Origin of the sequence: Enterococcus sp. AZ120 (assembly GCF_050546165.1) — a bacterium.
In the GTDB taxonomy this organism is placed as follows: Bacteria; Bacillota; Bacilli; order Lactobacillales; family Enterococcaceae; genus Enterococcus; species Enterococcus faecalis.
Genome location: NZ_CP172950.1, coordinates 1 through 16,352, shown reverse-complemented (window position 1 = coordinate 16,352; position 16,352 = coordinate 1). Strand labels below are relative to the sequence as shown.

13 protein-coding genes are annotated in these 16,352 nt (G+C 38.1%); all 13 read right to left on the bottom strand.

Going from position 1 to position 16,352, the window contains the following annotated elements; translation table 11 throughout:
- Positions 1 to 72 precede the first annotated feature (72 nt).
- Positions 73 to 1,365 (bottom strand): adenylosuccinate synthase, encoded by a 1,293-nt coding sequence (locus tag IGJ46_RS00065; RefSeq protein ID WP_002359213.1) that lies wholly within the window; start codon positions 1,363 to 1,365, stop codon positions 73 to 75.
- 236 nt (positions 1,366 to 1,601) lie between these two features.
- Entirely contained in the window at positions 1,602 to 2,969 is a 1,368-nt protein-coding gene (gene dnaB, locus IGJ46_RS00060) for a replicative DNA helicase (RefSeq protein WP_002381331.1), read from the bottom strand.
- 272 nt (positions 2,970 to 3,241) lie between these two features.
- Positions 3,242 to 3,694 (bottom strand): 50S ribosomal protein L9, encoded by a 453-nt coding sequence (rplI, locus tag IGJ46_RS00055; RefSeq protein WP_002356023.1) that lies wholly within the window; start codon positions 3,692 to 3,694, stop codon positions 3,242 to 3,244.
- Positions 3,695 to 3,699: 5 nt separating this feature from the next.
- Positions 3,700 to 5,676, bottom strand: a complete 1,977-nt coding sequence (locus IGJ46_RS00050; protein ID WP_002356022.1) for a DHH family phosphoesterase — start codon at positions 5,674 to 5,676, stop codon at positions 3,700 to 3,702.
- A gap of 205 nt (positions 5,677 to 5,881) precedes the next feature.
- On the bottom strand, positions 5,882 to 6,121 hold the full coding sequence (gene rpsR, locus IGJ46_RS00045) for a 30S ribosomal protein S18 (protein ID WP_002356021.1): 240 nt from the start codon (positions 6,119 to 6,121) through the stop codon (positions 5,882 to 5,884).
- 25 nt (positions 6,122 to 6,146) lie between these two features.
- On the bottom strand, positions 6,147 to 6,713 hold the full coding sequence (ssb, locus tag IGJ46_RS00040) for a single-stranded DNA-binding protein (protein ID WP_002364599.1): 567 nt from the start codon (positions 6,711 to 6,713) through the stop codon (positions 6,147 to 6,149).
- Positions 6,714 to 6,757: 44 nt separating this feature from the next.
- Entirely contained in the window at positions 6,758 to 7,060 is a 303-nt protein-coding gene (gene rpsF / locus IGJ46_RS00035; protein WP_002356019.1) for a 30S ribosomal protein S6, read from the bottom strand.
- A gap of 174 nt (positions 7,061 to 7,234) precedes the next feature.
- Entirely contained in the window at positions 7,235 to 9,736 is a 2,502-nt protein-coding gene (gene gyrA / locus IGJ46_RS00030) for a DNA gyrase subunit A (protein ID WP_002361457.1), read from the bottom strand.
- A gap of 55 nt (positions 9,737 to 9,791) precedes the next feature.
- The gene (gene gyrB, locus IGJ46_RS00025) at positions 9,792 to 11,741 is read right to left on the bottom strand and encodes a DNA topoisomerase (ATP-hydrolyzing) subunit B (protein ID WP_002359210.1); all 1,950 of its coding nucleotides are present in this window, start codon (positions 11,739 to 11,741) and stop codon (positions 9,792 to 9,794) included.
- A complete protein-coding gene (recF, locus tag IGJ46_RS00020) occupies positions 11,738 to 12,865 on the bottom strand; it encodes a DNA replication/repair protein RecF (RefSeq protein WP_002356016.1) in 1,128 nt (375 codons plus the stop codon). The genes gyrB and recF overlap by 4 nt, the downstream gene beginning before the upstream one ends.
- Positions 12,852 to 13,097 (bottom strand): S4 domain-containing protein YaaA, encoded by a 246-nt coding sequence (gene yaaA, locus IGJ46_RS00015; RefSeq protein ID WP_002356015.1) that lies wholly within the window; start codon positions 13,095 to 13,097, stop codon positions 12,852 to 12,854. The genes recF and yaaA overlap by 14 nt, the downstream gene beginning before the upstream one ends.
- A gap of 579 nt (positions 13,098 to 13,676) precedes the next feature.
- Positions 13,677 to 14,807 (bottom strand): DNA polymerase III subunit beta, encoded by a 1,131-nt coding sequence (gene dnaN / locus IGJ46_RS00010; protein WP_218391338.1) that lies wholly within the window; start codon positions 14,805 to 14,807, stop codon positions 13,677 to 13,679.
- 201 nt (positions 14,808 to 15,008) lie between these two features.
- Positions 15,009 to 16,352: a chromosomal replication initiator protein DnaA gene (gene dnaA / locus IGJ46_RS00005; protein ID WP_002356013.1), complete on the bottom strand. Its 1,344-nt coding sequence runs from the start codon at positions 16,350 to 16,352 to the stop codon at positions 15,009 to 15,011.

Genomic DNA, 16,352 nt, shown 5'->3' with positions numbered 1-16,352 from the left:
TATATAAAATTAAAAAAGAACGTAAAGGCTGAACTGGCATAAGCCATCCTTTACGTTCCCTTAAAAATCTGCTTAAATTTGTGCCCAAACGCTTTCTAAAACGTTCGTTTGGTTACGGTCTGGACCTACAGAGAATGTTGAAATGCGCACACCAACTAATTCTGAAATCCGATGCACATAGTTACGAGCATTAGCTGGTAAATCAGCTAAAGTTTTGCAACCAGTGATATCTTCAGACCAACCTGGTAATTCTTCATAAACTGGTTTACAGCGGCTTAATTCTTTCAAGCTTGCTGGATAATGATAAATTAATTCACCATCAAGTTCATAAGCTGTACAAATTTTCACCGTTTCTAAGCCACTTAACACGTCAATCGAGTTTAATGACAAGTTTGTAATCCCTGATACACGTTTTGAATGACGCATAACTACTGAATCAAACCAACCGACACGACGCGGACGTCCTGTTGTTGTTCCGTATTCTTTACCGACACGACGAATGGTTTCTCCTGTTTCATCAAATAATTCTGTTGGGAATGGGCCGTCACCGACACGTGAAGTGTACGCTTTGCAGACACCAACCACTTTATTAATTTTTGATGGACCAACGCCACTACCGATAGTTACGCCACCAGCTACTGGATTAGAGGAAGTAACAAATGGATAGGTTCCTTGATCGATATCCAACATGACACCTTGTGCCCCTTCAAATAAAACCCGTTTTCCAGCATCTAATGCATCGTTTAAAATAACCGAAGTATCTGTAACATATTGTTTAATTTGTTGTCCGTATTCATAGTATTCTTCAAAAATATCATCAAATTCAATGGCTTCGCTATCAAACATTTTAACGAATTGACGATTTTTTTCTTCTAAGTTAATTTGCAAACGTTCCGCAAAAATTTCTTTATCCAATAAATCAGCGATACGGATTCCCACCCGTGCTGCTTTATCCATGTAGGCTGGGCCAATTCCTTTAATCGTTGTCCCAATCTTGTTTTCACCTTTTGCATCTTCTTGCAATTGATCCAATTTAATATGATACGGCAAAATGACATGAGCACGATCTGAAATACGTAAATTATCAGTGGCAACATTATTTTCTTTTAAATAAGCTAATTCTTTTACTAAAGATTTTGGATTCACAACTACGCCGTTACCAATTACACTAATTTTTTCTTTATAGAAAATCCCTGAAGGAATTAAATGTAATTTATACGTTACGCCGTCGAATTTAATGGTATGTCCGGCGTTATCTCCGCCTTGGTAACGAGCGATCACTTCTGCGTTTTCACTTAGAAAGTCTGTAATTTTTCCTTTACCTTCGTCGCCCCATTGCGTTCCAACAACTACTACTGATGACATTCGAACACCTCGTTCATAATTTTTTTGTCCTGAATCATTGTACCAGTAAAACCAGTCCCTTTCAAGGGTAAAAATCGAATATTCTTTCACAATAAAAAGCGTTTCTGTCAAAAATACGAACATTTTTAGCTATGTTTTTGTAAAATAATAAAATATACGAATATTGTTCGTGTTTTACTCTCTGATTTTAATCCCTTAATAAGCAAAAAAACGAACTCAAAAAATGAGTTCGTTTTTTAAAATTCTGTCCTCGGCGAAAGCGAAGAAAATTTATTATATTCTTTAATGAAAAGTAATTCGACCGTTCCACGCGCACCACTACGGTTTTTCTCAATGATGACTTCTACAACATTGTCAACTTCTGGTGGCTCATGATCGCCGTCTTCTCCTTCACCACGATCATAGTAATCATCACGATAAAGAAAGGCAACGATATCGGCATCTTGCTCAATGGAACCTGACTCACGAATATCACTTAACACAGGACGTTTATCTTGACGTTGTTCCACGCCACGAGAAAGCTGTGACAAAGCAATAACCGGGACTTTTAATTCTTTCGCTAATTTTTTTAATTGACGTGAAATATCAGAAACCTCCTGTTGGCGGTTCTCTTTTCCAGTTCCTTCAATCAATTGTAGGTAGTCGATCAAAATTAGACCTAGGTTGCCTTTTTCTTGTGCTAATTTACGACATTTCGCACGAATTTCGGTAATTTTAATCCCTGGTGTGTCATCAATATAGATATTCGCACGGGACAAACTACCCATCGCAATAATTAAGTTTTGCCATTCTTCTTCAGATAATTGCCCTGTTCTTAAATGGCTGGCCTCAATGGATCCTTCTGCACAAAGCATCCGGTTCACTAATGATTCTGCCCCCATTTCTAAACTAAAAATAGCGACAGCTTTATCTGTTTTGGTGCCGACATTTTGGGCAATATTTAATGCAAAAGCGGTTTTCCCTACCGCTGGACGGGCCGCTAAAATAATTAGCTCTTCCGCTTGCAAGCCAGCAGTCATTTTATCCAATGCTTGATAGCCTGTAGGTAAACCAGTAATCTCTTCATCATTTTGGTATAATTGGTCAATATTCGCAATAGTTGTATTTAGAACATCTGAAATTGATAAAAAGCCACTGCGATTCCGCTTTTCAGAGACTTCTAAAATGCTTCGTTCTGCATCATCCAAAATAGATTCAACATCTTCACCTTGCTCAAAGCCTTTAGTTACAATCTCTGTAGCGGTTTGGATTAAGTTGCGCAGCAACGATTTTTGTTCAACAATTTTTGCATAATAAATGACATTGGCAGCTGTCGGCACAGCTAAAGCTAAATCTGACAGATAACTTAGTCCACCAACATCTTCTAACAAATTCTCTTGTTCTAGGCGATCTTTGATTGTTACCACATCAATCGCTTCATTTCGGTCGCTTAAGGTCATCATCGTTTGGAAAATCAACTGATGACTACGACGATAGAAATCTTTAGGTTCCACATATTCCATCGCTTCTATTAGCACATCTGCATCTAAGAAAATAGAACCTAAAACGGCTTGTTCCGCTTCAATATTTTGTGGCGGTACCCTATCTTGCAATAATTCATTCATTTTGTTCTCTCCCACGATGTCTTACTTTCTGGTTCATTTAGTCTATCCATTTTAACACAATTTCATTAAAAAAAGTACATTTTTTCTCTGCTGATTTCTCTATTTTTAGTTCACTTTCCAATTTTTAAAAATATACAATTAATAAAAATATAATACTTTCATTAATTTAAAGTGTTGTGTATTTTATTTTTAAATATTATAAAAATAATTTGAGTAATTTATTTGGCATAAAAAAGAAGCCGGAGAAATCGGCTTCTTTTTTATCGATTGTATTATTCCGCTACGACATGAACCTTAATTTTCGCTGTAACTTCATGATGTAGTTTGACTGGTACGTTAGTGTAACCTAGAGAACGAATTGGGTTGGCTAATTCGATTTTGCGTTTATCCAATTTTACATTGTATTGTTTGTTTAAGGCTTCTGCAATTTGTTTTGAAGGAATTGAGCCAAATAAACGGCTGTCTTCTCCAGCTTTTGCCTTGATCTCTACAACAGTCTTTTCATCTTCTAAAAAGGCTTGCATTTCTTTTGCTTGTGCTAAAACTTCTGCTTCATGTTTTTCTTGGGCTTTCTTTTGACCCGCTAACGCACTCATGCTCCCTTTATTGGCTTCTTTCGCATAGCCGTTTTTAATTAAAAAGTTTTGGGCGTAACCAGTTGGCACTTCTTTTACGTCCCCTTTTTTTCCTTTTCCTTTAACGTCTTGTAAAAAAATGACTTTCATTTCCTTCACTCCTGTTCATACATTTCATTAATATTTTGACGAATTACATCAAGTAGTTGCTCTTTTACTTCTGCTACTGTTACGTTTGATAATTGTACTGCCGCATTAGTAAAGTGACCGCCACCACCTAAATTTTCCATAATAATTTGGACATTAATTGAACCATTACTCCGAGCACTAATGCCAATCTGTTGATCCGTCCGCTTGGTAATGACAAATGCTGCATTAATCCCTGCCATAGAAAGTAACGTGTCCGCTGTTTTGGCAGCTGTGACACTATCATATTCTTTGTCTTCACTCCCGGCAACAACGACGGTATCTTTTGTGACATATTCGCTTTTAGAGATTAAGTTGTTCATTTCCAGATAGCTTGTAAGATCAGAACTTAATAGATATTGTACTAAAGATGAGTCTGCTCCACAAGTTCGTAAATAACTAGCCACATCAAATGTTCGCGCCGTCGTTCGTGTATTGAAACTTTTCGTATCAACCACAATTCCCGCCAACATCATGGTTGCTTCAAAGGCCTGCAGTTTATTTGCGCTATTACTTTGGTATTCGATCAATTCTGTGACTAATTCTGAAGCAGAAGAGGCAGAAGATTCAATATAAGAAAGCAAGGGTTTTGCTGGAAATTCGTCTCCTCGTCGATGGTGATCAATGATTACTACTTTATCAAAACGCTCATAGAGCTCTTGTGAGATCGATAGAGACGGTTTATGGTAATCTACCATAACTAATAAGCTACTTTCTTTCTTGCGCTTCATGGCCTCTTTAGGACTAATAATGCGCTCTTCTAATTCTGGGTACTCTTTAATCGCCTCTAACACTCTTTTGACATCGGGAATGATTTCATTTTCATCTAAAACAATCCACGCTTTTCGATTATTAAACGAGGCTAAACGAGCAACACCAAATGCTGAACCTAACGCATCCATATCTGGATAACGATGGCCCATAATATAGATGTCAGCTGATTCCGCAATAATTCCCTTAATTGCCATGCTCATTGCGCGAGAACGTACTTGGGAACGTTTCGTCGTTACTGCCGTTTTTCCACCAAAAAATAACGGCTTCGCTTCATCTTTGGCTTCTTTTACAACCACTTGATCGCCGCCACGTACTAAAGCTGTATCTAGGTTTGTTTGAGCCGTGGTCCCGGTTTGATCTAAGGTTGGCCCCCCATAAGCAATCCCCATGCTTAACGTAATAGCTACTTCATGGTTAGCTGATTCCTTACGGATCGTATCCAAAATAGAAAATTTTTCGTCCATCATTTTTTGAATATCTTCCCATTGGGCAATGAAAAAATAACGTTCTGCGTTGATTCGCTTATAAAAAACTTTGTATTGGTCCATCCAATCAGAAACCATCGTCGTAATGAAACTATTCAAATAAGAAATTTCTTTCTCGTCCATTGTATCGGTGACATCATCATAATTATCGACAGACACAATGCCAATAGCCGTTTGCATTTCGACTTTTTCTTGATACAAATTACTTTCTTTAGTGATATCTTCAAAAGTAATTGTATGTTGTTCTTTATTGACGCTAAAGCGATAGGTATTTTCGTCAATCGTAAAAATATCTTGGTTTCGTTCTGCTAATTCTAAATAAGACGTAACTTGGCTAGCGGTTAACGTTAGCTGATTGTCTTTATTAAAAATAGAAGCAGCATAAGGATTAAGCCATTCTACCGCGCGTGTTTCCCCGTTATACGTAATAATCCCCACAGGTACTTCATTCACAACATAATCCAACGATTGTTCAGCAATGGAACTTGCTTCTTGAATCTTTTCTACGTTCGTAATTTCTACATCTCTAATCAACAGCCGAATAACCACTAAGAGAAAGATATCTAATGCGATAATTACCGCCAATAGCAGCCATTTATTTGTTAGTAAGAAATAGAGGAGAAATTCTACTAAGAGAAGACCCACAACAATTAAGAAACCGTTTTTTTGAATTCTCTTCTTTTGCATTTTTTTTGCCTCCAATCTTTCTGCAGACCTTTGAGGCGACTTGTTCCAACGAGCATATTGCTCTGGTGATTCACTAGTTATTTCATCCTTTATTTTATCACAAAACACTTCATTCTGCGAACCTTGTTATGTTTCACGTGAAACACTAGTCAAGATAAAAAAGAACCAAAGAGCAAGCTCTTTGGTTCTGAAAATTGTCATAAAATTATTGTTCGTCACTAACGAATGGTAATAATCCCATGATACGTGCGCGTTTAATAGCAATCGTTAATTTACGTTGGTTTTTAGCGCCAGTACCTGTAACACGACGTGGTAAAATTTTGCCACGTTCTGAAATGAATCGTTTTAACAATTCAGTATCTTTATAATCGATGTATTCGATGTGGTTTGCTGCGATGTAGTCGACTTTCCGACGTTTACGTCCGCCTCTTCTTTGTTGTGCCATTCTTGTTCCCTCCTATCAAATTCGTTTAGAATGGTAAATCATCATCTGAAATGTCGATAGATGAACCTGAGCCACCAAATGGATCAGAATCTTTATCGAAATCAGGCATACCGTTATTGTTTTGCGACTGAGAAGATGATGGATTGAAACTATTGTTGTTGTTATTAAATCCAGAACCGGCATTGTTATTACCAAAGCTACGATTTTGTGATTGATAACCATTTTCGTTGTTATTAAAGCTACCGCCGCCAGTTCCTCTTTGTTCTGAAGCAGAACGAGATTCTAACAATTGGAAGTTTTCACAAACCACTTCAGTTACGTAGACACGTTGACCTTGTTGGTTCTCGTAGTTACGAGTTTGAATTCTTCCGACAACACCTAATAATGTACCTTTACGGGCATAATTAGCCATTGTTTCTGCGGGTTTACGCCAAATCACACAGTTGATAAAGTCTGCTTCACGGTCACCATTTTGATTCGTAAAGTTACGGTTTACAGCAAGTGTAAAGGTCGCAACAGCTGAACCACTAGCGGTGTAACGTAAGTCAGGATCTTTTGTCAATCTTCCGACTAATACAACGTTATTAATCATTCAAAACATCTCCTTTCGTCAATAAATGTTTCATGTGAAACAAATTATGCTTCTACCTTCACGATCATATGACGGATAATATCGTCATTGATTTTTGCTAAACGATCAAACTCGTTGATTGCGCCAGCTGTTGATGGAGAAGTAACGTTAACGATATGATAGATGCCTTCACGGAATCCGTTCATTTCATATGCTAAGCGGCGTTTTTCCCAATCTTTAGATTCGATAACTTCTGCTCCGTTATCTTTTAAGATTGTGTCGAAACGTTCTACTAAAGCAGTTTTTGCTTCTTCATCAATGTTCGGACGAATAATGTACATGATTTCGTACTTCGTATCTTGACTCATTGATTTTCACCTCCCTATGGACTTCAAGGCTCTTAGTTGGCTAAGAGCAAGGAGAACATACCTAAAAAGGTAGTTCACAATCTCTAATTATATGCTAATTGATAGACAAAAGCAAGAAATAGTTTTGAAAAGCCCCAATAAAAAAGTTTCGCCAACTGGCGAAACTTTTTTATGTTATTCTTCTGTTTCTGATGTTGTTTCGTTTTCTGTTGTTTCTACAACTTCAACGATTTCTTCTTCCACTTCTTCTGGTTCTACAACAGCCATTGTTACCACTTTGGCACCATCTTCCATTCTCATTAAACGAACTCCTAATGTTGCGCGTCCTGTTTGAGAAACAGAATCTACGTTAAAGCGGATAATGACGCCTTTGTTCGTAATCAATAAGATATCTTCATCCCCATTGACCGTGGTTAAACCAGCTAATGGACCATTTTTCTCAGTGATATTTGCTGTCTTAATCCCTTTACCGCCACGTCCTTTAACTGGATATTCAGAAGCTTTTGTACGCTTACCATAACCATTTTCAGTAATGACTAGGACTTCTTTGTTTTCATCCAGAATCGCTGCGCCGACCACATAATCATTTTCGCGGAGACGGATTCCCCGAACGCCTGATGCTGTCCGGCCCATATCACGTACAGTATTTTCATCAAATGTGACAGAGTATCCTGCATGTGTTCCGATAATCATCTTCTGATTGCCATTAGTCGTTACCACGTTAACTAACTCATCATCTTCTTTTAAGCTAATGGCGATTAATCCATTACTACGGATATTAGAAAAGGCTGTTACGGCTGTCCGTTTGACGGTTCCTTTTAAGGTTGTGAAGAACAAGTATTTACCTGCTTCCGCTTTGCCCTCAACAGAAATAATCGCTTGAATTTTTTCTGCAGAATCAATTCCCAGTAAGTTAATCACTGGAATTCCTTTTGCTGTTCTACCGTATTCAGGGATTTCGTAACCTTTTGCTCGGTAAACTTTCCCAGTGTTCGTAAAGAATAATAACGTGTCGTGTGTTGAACAAGAAACTAGGTTTTTCACGAAATCATCATCGTGAACGCCCATCCCTTGGACACCACGTCCGCCACGGCGTTGCGCCCGGAATTCGGAGTTTGCCATCCGCTTAATGTAGCCGTTATTGGTTAACGTAATCACGACTTCTTCTTCTTCGATTAAATCTTCATCTTCAAGACTTAGGACTTCACCTACTAATAATTCTGTGCGTCGTGCATCACCAAATTTTGTGCGAACGTCATTTAACTCTGTTTTAATGATTTCAATGACACGTTCTGGGCGGGCTAAAATGTCCTCTAAGTCCGCAATGAATTTCAATAGCTCTTGATATTCATTTTCAATTTTGTCGCGTTCTAAGCCTGTTAAACGGCGTAAACGCATATCTAAAATCGCTTGCGCTTGACGATCTGAAAATTCAAAGCGTTCAATTAACGTTGCTTTTGCTTCGTCATCTGATTGTGACCCACGGATAATGGCAATGATTTCATCGATATGATCTAAGGCAATTCGTAGACCTTCTAAAATATGCGCCCGTGCTTCTGCTTTGTTTTTGTCAAAAATCGTCCGGCGAGTAATGACTTCTTTTTGGTGTTCGACGTAGTTTTCTAAAATACGTTTCAAGCTTAAAATTTTCGGTACGCCTTTTTCGATGGCTAACATGTTAAAACCAAAAGATGTTTGTAAGGCAGTCATTTTGTACAAGTTGTTTAACACAACAGAGGCACTCACATCTCGACGAACATCGATGACGATCCGCATGCCTTCACGAGAAGATTCATCCCGCAAATCAGTAATTCCTTCAATTCGTTTATCTCTGTGTAATTCAGAAATTCGTTCGATTAATTTGGCTTTATTCACCATATAAGGCAATTCAGTTACTAAAATACGTTCTTTTCCATTCGGCATTTCAGTCAATTCAACTTTTGCACGAACAGTAATCGAACCTTTCCCTGTTTCATATGCTCGGCGAATCCCTGATTTCCCCATCACTAAACCGCCTGTTGGAAAATCTGGTCCAGGTAACACTTCCATCAATTCATTCGTCGTTACATCAGGATTGTCCATCAATAAACTTGTTGCATCAATCACTTCACTTAAATTGTGTGGTGGAATATTTGTTGCCATCCCCACCGCAATCCCCGTTGTTCCGTTAACTAGTAAGTTTGGAAAACGAGCAGGTAAAACTACTGGTTCTTGTTCTGAATCATCATAGTTTCCTTGGAAATCGACTGTATTTTTGTTAATATCTCGTAGCATTTCTAAAGCAATTTTACTCATACGTGCTTCGGTATAACGCATAGCGGCAGCGCCGTCACCATCGACAGAACCGAAGTTTCCGTGGCCGTCAACTAACATAGCCCGATAACTAAAAGGTTGTGCCATCCGCACCATTGATTCGTAAATCGCACTGTCCCCATGGGGGTGATATTTACCCATAACATCCCCAACAATCCGGGCTGATTTTTTGTGTGGTTTATCAGGGGTTACCCCTAATTCGTTCATTCCATATAAGATTCGGCGATGAACAGGTTTTAAACCGTCACGAACATCAGGTAACGCGCGGGCTACGATAACACTCATTGCGTAGTCAATGAAAGATTCTTTCATTTCGCTGGTCAGATTGACGTCTTGAATGTTTTCTTTAATTTCTTCACTCATGAATTTTTTCCCCTCTAAATATATGTTCTAGCGTCTCTTACAACGTTGCGACACATTAAATATCCAAGTTTTTCACGTAATGGGCATTTTCTTCGATAAACGCACGACGTGGTTCCACACGATCGCCCATTAGCATTTCAAAAATTTGGTCAGCTTCAATGGCATCATCGACACTCACTCGCGCCATTAATCGTTTTTCTGGGTCCATTGTTGTTTCCCAAAGTTGGTGATCATCCATTTCACCCAACCCTTTGTAACGTTGAACACTTGGTTTTGGTGAAGCAGGTAATTCTTCTAACACTTTTGCTAGTTCCTCTTCAGCATGTTTGCCTGGTTGAACGTAGGTGATGTTTTTCCCTTGTTTCACACCATATAGTGGTGGTTGGGCAATATACACATAACCAGCTTCAACAATTGGCCGCATGAAGCGATAGAACAAGGTTAATAACAACGTTCGAATATGCGCACCATCGACATCGGCATCGGTCATAATCACTAGTTTGTGATAACGTGCTTTAGAAACATCGAAATCTTCGCCGAAGCCTGTTCCCATAGCTGTAAATAATGACCGAATTTCTTCATTGGCTAAAATTTTATCCATGCTGGCTTTCTCAACATTCAAGATTTTCCCACGAATTGGTAAAATGGCTTGGAATTCACGGCTACGGCCTTGTTTTGCTGAACCGCCGGCCGAGTCTCCTTCGACGATAAATAATTCGCATTTTTCCGGATCTTTACTTGAGCAATCAGCCAGCTTCCCTGGCAAGTTGCTAATTTCTAACGCGCCTTTACGACGGGTGACTTCACGGGCTCTTTTAGCGGCTAAACGAGCTTTTGAGGCCAACATACCTTTTTCGACAATTTGTTTGCCGACTGTTGGATTTTCCATTAAGAATTTTGTAAAGTATTCTGAGAATAAACGATCCGTGACGGTCCGTACTTCTGAGTTTCCTAATTTCGTTTTGGTTTGTCCTTCAAATTGAGGATCTGGATGTTTGATGGAAACCACTGCGGTTAAGCCTTCACGAACATCTTCCCCAGTTAATTTTTCATCGTTTTCTTTCATCAATTTTTGTTTACGTGCATAGTCATTAATCACACGTGTTAAAGAAGTTTTAAAACCAGATTCATGCGTTCCGCCTTCATAAGTATGAATATTGTTGGCAAAACTTAAAATATTTGAGTGGTAGCCATCTGTATACTGCATTGACACTTCCACTGTAATATCTTGTTGCTCTCCTTCAATGAAGATTGGCTCTGGGAAAATAACGTCTTTATTGGCATTTAAATGCTCAACATAACTCTTAATCCCGCCTTCATAGTGATACTCTTTTTTATCTTCTTGTCCTTCACGACGGTCTTCAATTGAAATGTGTAAGCCTCGATTTAAAAAGGCTAATTCACGAACCCGTGTTGCTAATTTATCAAAATCATAAACGGTTGTTTCTGTAAAAATTTCAGGATCTGGAATAAAGTGAACAGTGGTTCCGTGACGATCCGTTTCTTCGATAACTTTTAGGTCATCAACAACCGCACCACGACGATATTCTTGGTAATACACTTTGCCATCTTTATAAACACGAACATCTAAACTGGTCGATAAAGCATTAACAACAGAGGAACCAACACCGTGCAAGCCACCTGATACTTTATAGCCGCCACCGCCAAATTTCCCGCCGGCATGTAGCACTGTAAACACTGTTTCCACAGCTGGGCGACCTGTTTTGGCTTGAATCCCGACTGGAATTCCACGACCATCATCGATAACAGTAATACTATCGTCTGGTTCGATAATTACTTGAATTGATTTAGCAAATCCTGCTAAGGCTTCGTCGATAGAGTTGTCAACGATTTCCCATACTAAGTGGTGTAACCCTTCGCCACTAGTAGAGCCTATGTACATACCAGGACGTTTCCGGACAGCTTCTAAGCCCTCCAAAACTTGAATCTGACTAGCGTCATATTCTTGCGCACGTTCTCTCATGTTTTTTTCTTCTTCTGTCATGTCGCTGAATTCCTTTCTATCTTGCCTTGTTGAACATAAAAAATATCTGGTTCAACTGTTAGCTTGTCTTTTATGTGATCTAAACTAGTTGTCGTTAAGAACGTTTGAACTTTGCCTTCAATCGTTTCTAACAAGTGAATTTGACGTTCATTATCTAATTCACTCATGACATCATCTAGTAATAACACAGGATATTCTCCTGTTTCTGAATGCATCAAATCAATCTCTGCCAATTTAATACTTAAAGCTGTCGTTCGCTGTTGGCCTTGTGAGCCATACGTTTGAACATTTTGACCATTGACAATAAATAGCAAATCGTCACGATGAGGGCCTAAAAAAGTATTCGCTTTAAACAATTCACGCTTACGATTGTTCATTAATTGTTGGAGCAATTGATTTTGAAGTGCTTCTAAGGAAAGATCCGTGTTGTCAATTGGGATGCTTGATGCGTAGTCAATGGTGAGCGTTTCGCGTCCATGACTAATTTTTTGATGGAGTAAGTTTGCCCAGTGTTCTAATTTTTTAAGAAAACCTAACCGAGCGTATAGAACTTTCCCGCCAAATTCAGCTAGCTGCTCTGTCAAAATATCCAGATAAACAGTATCTGTTTGTTTCTTTTCAGCTAGTTGTTTTAGGTATTGGTTCCGTTGCTTTAAAACAGACTGATATTGGACAAGATCATAAAGATAAATAGGACTCACTTGTCCGAGTTCCATGTCAATAAATTTCCGGCGGACTTGAGGTGAGCCTTTCACCAAAGATAAATCTTCTGGGGCAAATAAAATAACATTCAGTTGCCCAATGTACGCACTGAGCCTTTTTTGCTCAATGTGATTAACCTTGGTTTTACGTCCTTTGTTGGAAATTAAAATTTCCAACGGCACGGTGCCTGTCTTTTTTTCAACCACACCGCTAATTTTAGCTGCTGCTTGTTCCCAGCCAATTAATTCTTTTTCATTGCTGGTTCGATGACTTCGTGTCATTGCTAGAACATAAATGCTTTCTAACAAGTTGGTTTTTCCTTGGGCGTTTTCGCCTAAAAAAAGATTTAACGTTTTTGGAAAATCTAAGCTGACTGTTTCATAATTACGATAATGCTGAAGTGTCAGCTCATTCAGCCGCATCGTCGGACTCGTTTCCGTTTTTCACCATAAAAAAAGTACCTTCTTCAGGTATCTCAATCATCATGCCCGCATAAAGTTTCCGTCCGCGACGATTTTCCAACTCGCCATCAACAAACACGCTATTATCTGCCAAATACCATTTGGCTTGGCCGCCACTACCAATGACGTTGATTTCTTTAAGAAACTGACCAAGCGTTATATACTCAGTTGCTAAAACAAACGTTTTTTTCAATGTGCATCCCTCTTTTTTCTAATACGTTCTCATATATATTATACCCTTTTTCATAAGAGAAAACAAATTTATCTGTCTAATTTTCATTCTAAGCAATTTTAATTCTAAATGACCGAAAATATTATTAGGATAAAAAAACTCTTAAAAAGCATTTTAAAACGGAAATTGATATTTTCTTGAGAAAAAAGGGGCCTGATTTGGCAGAAATGACGAGTAGCGTTTAACTAAAAAACAATTAGGGGTAACTCAAAGACAAACGAAGAGGGCGCGCAATGAAGAAAAGTAGCTTGTAGAGGTCTGAGCGTCGTTTTAAGCAACGTAAACTTCTTTCACTAGGAAATATTCATAAAAAAATGAACAGCCCTTAAACGAAAAATTAAAGGGCTTTTTTCTTTATCCACGAAAAAAAAGGCAGAATTTATTCGTCAAACGATAGTTCAAACATTCACAATCATATTAGCGTAAAAGCTATTCTAGTTTTAAAAAGCTTATCTAGCAGCGTTTATCGGCTTTAAATAGACGACAAAAAAGAACCTTCGGCGATCATAGTGATTTTCCGAAGGTCTTTTTTAAACATGATTAATTTGTACGAACCGGTGTAATTAGTTGAATGAAATCTAGTTCTGTTTCGGTTGGCTCCAATGTAAACGGACGAATTGGAGAAAGGAATTTCACGGTAATATTCATATCGCCAAACGCTCGCAACGCATCTTTCATATAATCTGGGTTGAAAGAAATATCCAACGCTTCACCAGAAACATTTTCATAGTTTAACGCTTCTTCGACTTTTCCAATTTCAGGTGAATTTCCATATAAAACAACAGAATCTGGTGAAATTGAAAGGCGAACAATATTGTTACGTCCTTCATGAGAAAGTAAAGAGGCACGTTCGATTGCTGAAAGCAATTCTGGTACATAAAATTCAATTTGCGTGTTATGGCTAGTTGGAATTAAACGGTTGGTATCAGGATAATTTCCTTCTAACAAACGAGAATAGAAGTACATTGTTTCTGTTTTAAATAGCACTTGGTTTTCCATAATGCTGATTTCAACCATTTCTTCTTCATTGGTTAATGAACGAGAAAGTTCAGTTAAACTTTTTCCTGGAATTACAATGTTAAAGTCTTCTACTCCTTGTTCTGTCGGGATCACACGTTGACTTAAACGATGTGAATCTGTCGCAACGGCAAGTAATTTTTGATTTTCTAAAATAAAGTGAACCCCAGTTAAAATTGGACGACTTTCGTGCATCGAGACAGCAAAACCTGTTTCACTAATAATTTTTGTCAATAAATGAACAGGTAATTTCATTTGGTTTTGAGTATCAATTACTGGTAAGTGCGGATAATTATCCGCATCTAATCCATTAACCGTAAAATCAGCTTTTCCTGAAGTAATTGCAACTTGATTGTTATCTAGAACTTCCATTGTGAACATATCTTCTGGTAATTTACGAATAATTTCGCCAAAGAAACGAGATTGTAAAACGATGCTACCTGTGCGTTCAATGGTCATTTGAGCTTTTTCATCGTCTTTACTTAAAAAACTTTCAATTGAAATATCCGCGTTACTCCCAGTAAGTGATAAGCCATCTTCTGATAACACAATTTTAACACCTGTTAAGATTGGAATCGTTGTTTTAGAAGAAATTGCTCGTTGAACAGTTTGTAATTCTTGTAAAAAGACACTTCGTTTGACCGTTAATTTCATAATGTAAACTCCTTTTTAAGTATTTTCAATACGTTCTAATTTTGTACGCCACTGTTTTGTATATTATATATAAATAAATAATAAAAGTAATAGGGCATGTTGATTCTGTGGAAAAGTCAAAAGAGCATTGATTTTACTAAGTTATCCACTTGTGTATAAGTTGTGGATAACTTTGTTCTTTTTTGTTTAGTTTTCCACATCCTAAGAGTTCAATAAATTTTTAATTTCACTGACTTCTTTTTGAATCGCTGGGTCTTTTTCCAATAATTGCTGAATCTTTTCGTGCGCATGAATCACCGTTGTATGATCTTTGCCGCCAAATTCGGCACCAATTTTTGGCAAGGAATTGTCGGTCATTTCTCTAGCAAGATACATTGAGATTTGACGAGGAACCACAATTGTTTTCACCCGTTTTTTCCCTTTTAAATCTTTAAGAGGCACATGATAATATTTGGATACTTCTTCTTGAATTTGTAAAATGGACAATTGATTTTTACTACCAACTGATTTTAGAGATTTCAAGGCGTCCGCCGCTAAACTAGTGGTAATATCTTCTCCATTAATAGTTGCAAAGGCTTGAACACGGACCAAAGCACCCTCTAATTCACGGATGTTGGAATCAATTTGACCAGCGATATAACTTAGTGTATCATCCGGAATTTCTAAACGCTCGGCATCTGCTTTTTTGCGCAAAATTGCAATCCGTGTTTCTAAATCAGGCGGGGTGATATCGACAGACAAACCCCAAGCAAAGCGAGAAACTAATCGTTCAGGTAATTTTGGAATATCATTCGGCGGGCGATCACTTGTTAAAACAATTTGTTTATTTTCATTGTAAAGATCGTTGAAGGTATGGAAAAATTCTTCCAATGTTGCTTCTTTTTCCGCCAAAAATTGAATATCATCGACTAATAATAAGTCAACATTGCGATATTCTTTCCGAAATTGTTCGGATGTCTTTGTTTGAATTGAGTTGATAAATTCATTCGTAAACGTTTCGCTACTAACATATTTGACTTTGGCATCTGGTTGATTCACTAACATTTGATGACCAATAGCATGCATCAAATGGGTTTTCCCTAACCCTACACCACCATAGAAGAAAAGGGGATTGTAAATCGAACCTGGATCCTCGGCAACAACAAGCGCTGCAGCATGAGCCATTTGGTTTCCTTTACCAATAACGAAGGTGTCGAAAGTGTACTTAGGATTAAGCATCGCTTTTTTACTTTGTTCACTAAAAACAACTTCTTCTTCGGCAGGTTCTTCGAGTTCTTGTGCCAGTGCTGCGTCTTTTTCATCGGCAACAACAAAATGGGGCATCACTTCTGCACCGGTCAATTTAAATCCAGTTTCGACAATTTTTGCCGAAAGATTTTTTTCCCAGTAATCACGATGAACTGCAGAAGGGACTTCTAGCCACAATTGATTGTTGTCTAATTTCAAAGGGCGTGTGGTTTTAATCCAAGCATCAAAACTTGGCGCCGACAAAATCGCTTGATAGGCTTCTTCAAGGCTATGCCAAAAACTTTCCACGTCGGGCAT

What these genes read in the sequence shown, in the direction of transcription:
- IGJ46_RS00065 (WP_002359213.1), bottom strand. Translation starts at nt 1,365, where the DNA reads ATGTCATCAGTAGTAGTTGTTGGAACGCAATGGGGCGACGAAGGTAAA.
- dnaB (WP_002381331.1), bottom strand. Translation starts at nt 2,969, where the DNA reads ATGAATGAATTATTGCAAGATAGGGTACCGCCACAAAATATTGAAGCG.
- rplI (WP_002356023.1), bottom strand. Translation starts at nt 3,694, where the DNA reads ATGAAAGTCATTTTTTTACAAGACGTTAAAGGAAAAGGAAAAAAAGGG.
- IGJ46_RS00050 (WP_002356022.1), bottom strand. Translation starts at nt 5,676, where the DNA reads ATGCAAAAGAAGAGAATTCAAAAAAACGGTTTCTTAATTGTTGTGGGT.
- rpsR (WP_002356021.1), bottom strand. Translation starts at nt 6,121, where the DNA reads ATGGCACAACAAAGAAGAGGCGGACGTAAACGTCGGAAAGTCGACTAC.
- ssb (WP_002364599.1), bottom strand. Translation starts at nt 6,713, where the DNA reads ATGATTAATAACGTTGTATTAGTCGGAAGATTGACAAAAGATCCTGAC.
- rpsF (WP_002356019.1), bottom strand. Translation starts at nt 7,060, where the DNA reads ATGAGTCAAGATACGAAGTACGAAATCATGTACATTATTCGTCCGAAC.
- gyrA (WP_002361457.1), bottom strand. Translation starts at nt 9,736, where the DNA reads ATGAGTGAAGAAATTAAAGAAAACATTCAAGACGTCAATCTGACCAGC.
- gyrB (WP_002359210.1), bottom strand. Translation starts at nt 11,741, where the DNA reads ATGACAGAAGAAGAAAAAAACATGAGAGAACGTGCGCAAGAATATGAC.
- recF (WP_002356016.1), bottom strand. Translation starts at nt 12,865, where the DNA reads ATGCGGCTGAATGAGCTGACACTTCAGCATTATCGTAATTATGAAACA.
- dnaN (WP_218391338.1), bottom strand. Translation starts at nt 14,807, where the DNA reads ATGAAATTAACGGTCAAACGAAGTGTCTTTTTACAAGAATTACAAACT.
- dnaA (WP_002356013.1), bottom strand. Translation starts at nt 16,352, where the DNA reads ATGCCCGACGTGGAAAGTTTTTGGCATAGCCTTGAAGAAGCCTATCAA.